Origin of the sequence: Micromonospora sp. AMSO1212t (assembly GCF_008868145.1) — a bacterium.
Taxonomy (GTDB): Bacteria; Actinomycetota; Actinomycetes; order Mycobacteriales; family Micromonosporaceae; genus Micromonospora; species Micromonospora tulbaghiae.
Genome location: NZ_WBKS01000217.1, coordinates 1 through 5,183 on the forward strand (window position 1 = coordinate 1; position 5,183 = coordinate 5,183).

4 protein-coding genes and 1 pseudogene are annotated in these 5,183 nt (G+C 74.3%); 3 read left to right on the plus strand and 2 right to left on the minus strand.

What is annotated here, in order from left to right; genetic code table 11:
• Positions 1 to 368 (minus strand): annotated as a pseudogene (locus F8279_RS30745) (hypothetical protein); the annotation flags it as partial.
• Between the two features lie 93 nt (positions 369 to 461).
• On the opposite strand from F8279_RS30745, the gene pta reads away from it, so the two are divergent.
• Entirely contained in the window at positions 462 to 2,537 is a 2,076-nt protein-coding gene (gene pta, locus F8279_RS29080; protein ID WP_151501644.1) for a phosphate acetyltransferase, read from the plus strand.
• On the plus strand, positions 2,534 to 3,646 hold the full coding sequence (locus F8279_RS29085) for an acetate/propionate family kinase (RefSeq protein ID WP_151501645.1): 1,113 nt from the start codon (positions 2,534 to 2,536) through the stop codon (positions 3,644 to 3,646). The genes pta and F8279_RS29085 overlap by 4 nt, the downstream gene beginning before the upstream one ends.
• Before the next feature lie 84 nt (positions 3,647 to 3,730).
• Here F8279_RS29085 and F8279_RS30400 read toward each other — a convergent pair whose 3' ends face one another.
• Entirely contained in the window at positions 3,731 to 3,904 is a 174-nt protein-coding gene (locus F8279_RS30400) for a hypothetical protein (protein ID WP_013288346.1), read from the minus strand.
• 181 nt (positions 3,905 to 4,085) lie between these two features.
• Here F8279_RS30400 and F8279_RS29090 point away from each other — a divergent pair.
• On the plus strand, positions 4,086 to 5,183 hold a 1,098-nt coding region (locus F8279_RS29090), incomplete at its 3' end, for an alpha/beta hydrolase (RefSeq protein ID WP_151501646.1).

A 5,183-nucleotide genomic window follows, 5' to 3' on the forward strand; every position in this document is an offset into this window, starting at 1 on the left:
GGTTGATACCCGGGGCTGGGTGGGACCGCGCTTGCGGGCGAGGCGGAGGTGGCCGGCGCACGTGTCGCGGCGGTACCGACGTCGGTGGGCGTCGCCGGCGCGACACGGGTGACCGCGGGTGACGGCGACGCCGGCTGGCCCGGCGACGGCAGCCGCTGCTCGGTGCTCGGCTCGACGAACGGGATGACGGTGTCCGGGGTGATCGGCCCGCCGGCGAAGCTGACTCCGACCATGACCGTGTAGATCACACCCGCCGCGCCGGCGCAGTAGGCGAGACGGCGCAGCCGCCGGCGTCGCCGCCCGCTCGGGTCGACGAAGACGGGGGGCGATTCCGGTACGACAGGAATCAGTGCGGTCGGGCCTTCCACAAGCCAAGTGTAGATGCGAGAAATTCCCACCTTCTCCCCCGGCTAGCCGTGCTGACCAGGCAGAACGGACAGCACCGACCTCGATCTTGTAGGTTGGGTGCCGTGGCTCGCAGCGTGTACCTCACCGGCGTCGGCTCCGGCGGGGGAAAATCGACAGTGGCGCTCGGGCTGGCCGAGCTGTTGTCCCGGCAGGTGGAACGGATAGGCGCGTTCCGGCCGCTCGTCGCCGGTGACGGCGCCGACCCGATCCTCGCCCTGCTCACCGAGCGCTACCGGATGGAACTGCCGGTCGACGAGCTGTACGGCGCCACGTACGCCGAGGCGAGCGCGCTCGTCGCGGACGGCCGCCGGGAGGAGCTGATCTCCCGGATCGTCACCCGCTACCGGGAGGTCGAACGGCGCTGCCCGGCGATAGTGGTGGTCGGCAGCGACTTCGCCTACGGCGACGGCACCGGGCCACGCGAGCTGGCCTTCAACGCCCGCCTGGCGACCGAGTTCGGCAGCGTCGTGGTGCCCGTGGTGGACGGGTTCGGGCAGGCGCCCGACTCGATCGCGGCGGCACTGCGTGGCGCGTACCACGATCTGGTCGACCTCGGCGCGACGGTGATCGCGGCACTGGCCAACCGCGTGCCGGAGCCCATGACGCTGCCCGAGCTGCCGGTGCCCGCGTACGCGATCCCGGAGGTGCCGACCGTGTCGGCGCCGACGGTGGCCGAGGTGGCGGCGGCGCTGCACGGCACCGTGCTCACCGGCGACGAGACCGCGCTCGACCGCGACGTGCTCGACTACGTGGTGGGCGCGGCGCACGTGCCGACGCTGCTGGACCACCTCACCGACGGGGCGCTGGTGATCACCCCGGGCGACCGCGCCGACCTGCTGGTCGCCGCCGGCGCCGCGCACGTGGCCGGGCAGGTGTCGCTGGCCGGGCTGGTGCTCACGCTCGGCGAACAGCCCGACCCGCGCGCCATGCGCCTGGTCGAGCGGATGAACACCGGGCTCCCAGTGCTGTCGGTGCCCAGCGACAGCTACGACACGGTGTCCGCGTCCAGCCGCATCGAGGGCCGCCCCAGCACCGCCAACCCGCGCAAGGTCGAGGCCGCGCTCGGCGCGTTCGAACGCTGCGTGGACACCGACGACCTGGCCCGTCGGCTGCGGGTCAGCCGGTCCGCGCGGGTCACCCCGCTGATGTTCGAGAACGACCTGATCGACCGGGCCCGCGCCCGGCGCCGCCGGCTGGTGCTGCCCGAGGGCGCGGACGAGCGGATCCTGCGCGCCACCGAGGTGCTGCTGCGCCGGGGCGTCGCGGAGATCACCCTGCTCGGCCGCCCGGACGAGATCGCCAGGCGGACCCGGGAACTGGGCGTCGACCTCGGTGACGCCCAGATCGTCGACCCGGTGACCAGCCCGTGGCGGGACGAGTTCGCCCAGGCGTACGCGCAGTTGCGCGCCCACCGCGGCGTCACAGTGGAGCTGGCGCACGACATCGTGGCGCAGGCCAACTACTTCGGCACGATGATGGTGCAGACCGGTCACGCCGACGGCATGGTCTCCGGCGCCACCCACACCACAGCCGCCACCATCCGGCCCGCGTTCGAGATCATCCGGACCGTGCCGGGCGTCTCGGTCGCCTCCAGCGTCTTCTTCATGCTGCTCGCCGACCGGGTGCTTGTGTACGGCGACTGCGCCGTCAACCCCGACCCGGACGCCGACCAGCTCGCCGACATCGCCATCTCGTCGGCCGACACCGCGGCCCGGTTCGGCATCGAGCCCCGGGTGGCGATGCTGTCGTACTCCACCGGCAGCTCCGGCGCCGGCGCCGACGTGGAGAAGGTCGCGGCGGCCACCAAGCTGGTCCGGGAACGCCGGCCGGACCTGCTGGTCGAGGGCCCGATCCAGTACGACGCGGCGATCGACCCGCAGGTGGCGGCCACCAAGCTGCCGGACAGCCCGGTCGCGGGGCGGGCGACCGTGTTCATCTTCCCGGACCTCAACACCGGCAACAACACGTACAAGGCGGTGCAGCGGTCGGCCGGGGCGGTGGCGGTCGGGCCGGTCATGCAGGGCCTGCGCCGGCCGGTGAACGACCTGTCCCGGGGCGCTACCGTGGCGGACATCGTCAACACGGTGGCGATCACCGCCATCCAGGCCGCCGCGGAGGCGTCGGAATGAGCCGCATCCTGGTCCTCAACAGCGGGTCCTCGTCGGTCAAGTACCGGCTGTACGACGGCGACGACGTCCTGGACAAGGGCACAGTCGAGCGGATCGGCGAACCCGGCGGCGGGCCGGCCGACCACGAGAGCGCGGTCCGGGAGATCATCGGCCGGCTAGACCTGACCGGGCTGTCCGGCGTCGGCCACCGGGTGGTGCACGGCGGGCGGAAGTTCAGCGCGCCGGTACGCATCGACGACGCGGTCGTGGCCGCCATCGAGGATCTGGTGCCGCTGGCGCCACTGCACAACCCGGCCAACCTGGCCGGCATCCGGGTGGCCCGGGAGGCGCTGCCGGACACCCCGCAGGTGGCGGTCTTCGACACCGCGTTCCACCACACGCTGCCCGAGGCCGGCGCCACGTACGCGATCGACAAGGTCACCGCCGAGCGGTACGGCGTCCGCCGCTACGGCTTCCACGGCACCTCGCACGCGTACGTCTCGCGTCGCGTCGCCGACCTGCTCGACCGCCCGTACGACGAGCTGAACACGATCACCCTGCACCTGGGCAACGGGGCGAGCGCGTGCGCGGTCCAGGGAGGCCGCAGCGTGGCCACCTCGATGGGCATGTCCCCGCTGGAGGGCCTGGTGATGGGCACCCGCAGCGGCGACCTCGACCCGACAGTCATCTTCCACCTGCGCCGCGAGGGCGGCATGGTCGTGGACGACATCGACGACCTGCTCAACCACCGCAGCGGCCTGCTCGGGCTGACCGGCGCCAACGACATGCGGGAGGTGCTGGCCCGCCGCGACGCCGGCGACCCGGACGCGACGCTGGCGTTCGACGTCTACTGCCGCCGGATCACCGGCTACGTGGGCGCGTACTACGCGCTGCTCGGCCGGGTCGACGCGATCGCGTTCACCGCCGGGGTCGGCGAGCACGCCGCACCGGTGCGGGCGGCGTCGCTGGCCGGGCTGGAGCGGCTGGGCGTCGCGGTCGACCCGGCGCGCAACGACGGCCACGGCGACCGGGTCGTCTCCCCGGACGGCGCGGAGGTGGCGGTGCTCGTGGTCGGCACCGACGAGGAGCGGGAGATCGCCCGCGAGACCCGCGAGGTGCTGGGCGTCTGACCGCGTGTCACGTGCGCCGGATCCCCGGCGTGAGCCGGGGCCGGACCATGCTTGCTCGCCGCCTCGCTTCCCGCGCGGGCCGGGTCAGCCCAGGGCGATCCAGGCGACCAGGGCGACCACCACCACGGCGGCGACGGCCACGCCGGCGATCAGCGGCAGGCGTGACGGCGCCGACGCCGACGCGGCCGGCTCGGGAGAATCGACGAATGCGCGGAACTGCGCGGTGTTGCCACTCGGGTCGGTGTAGTTCTCAGCCATGCGGCTGACCCTAGCGAAGCCGCCCGGACCGGAATGTCCCGCCGGGCCGCCACCTGCGGATCCGGTCGGCGGGATCGGGCGAACCCGGCCACCCGGTGGAGGCGGGAGCCGCCCGGGTGGCGGCACCGACCGGCCCGGACGGCGGGCGCGGGCCGACCGCTCGGCTGCCTACCGTGCAGGTGTGAGGGGGCAGCGGCTGGTCGCCGCGCTGATGACGGCGCTGCTGGCCGGTTGCGGCCCGGCCGTGGCCACGTCCGGCCCGGTCCCGGCCGCCGTCGGGCCCGCGCCGGAGCACCAGTACGCGGTCGGGATGCGACAGTTCACGCTCGATCCGGACGGCAGGCGGCCGCTGCCGGTCACCGTGTGGTACCCGGCACAGCAGTCCTCCGCACCGCCGTACACGGCCGGCCCCGGCTCGGCCGGCCCTGTTTCGGCTGGTCCCGGCTCGGCTGGTGTCGATCTCGCGCCGGTCCTGTCCGGCCCGCGCGGGCCTCGCGCTTCGGCCCTGCCGTCTCGCCCGTCCGTCTCCGCGGCCCCGTCCGGCTCCGGACGCGCCACACCGTCGAGCCCTGGACCCCGCGTCCGGCCGGGAGCCCCGTTCGCCGCCGGCCGGTTCCCGGTGGTGCTCTACAGCCACGGGCTGCGCAGCCTGCCCGCCCTGCACTCGGCGCTGACCAGCCGCTGGGCCGCCGCCGGCTTCGTGGTGGTCGCGCCCACCTTTCCGCGTACGAACCAGCGCGCCCGCGCCTTCACCCGCGACGACGTCCGCAACCAGCCGGCCGACGCCTGGCGACTGATCCGACACCTGGTCCGGCTGGGCGCCCGGCCCGGGGATCCGCTCGGCGCGCACATGGCAGTGGACCGGTTCGCCGCCGCCGGGCACTCGGCCGGCGGGCACACCACGCTCGGCATGTTCGCCTCCGGGCAGCCGTTCCCGGTACGGGCCGGAATCGTGATCGCCGGTGGCCGGATGGTGGCCGGGCTCTCCCGGCCGCTCGCGCCGATGCTGTTCGTGCACGGGAGCGCCGACCGGATCGTGCCGGAGCCGATCGGCCGGGCCGCGTACGCCCGCTGTCTCGGGCCGGCCGCCTTCCTGAGCCTCACCGGTCAGGGCCACGGCGAGTACCTGACGCCCGGGCGACCCGGCTTCGCCCAGGTGCTCGCCACCACCACCGACTTCCTGCGCTGGACGCTCTACGCCGACCGCGCCGCCCTGCGCCGCCTCCCCACCGACGCCACAGCCCCCGACCTGACCACCTTCACCACCCGCTCCCTCCCC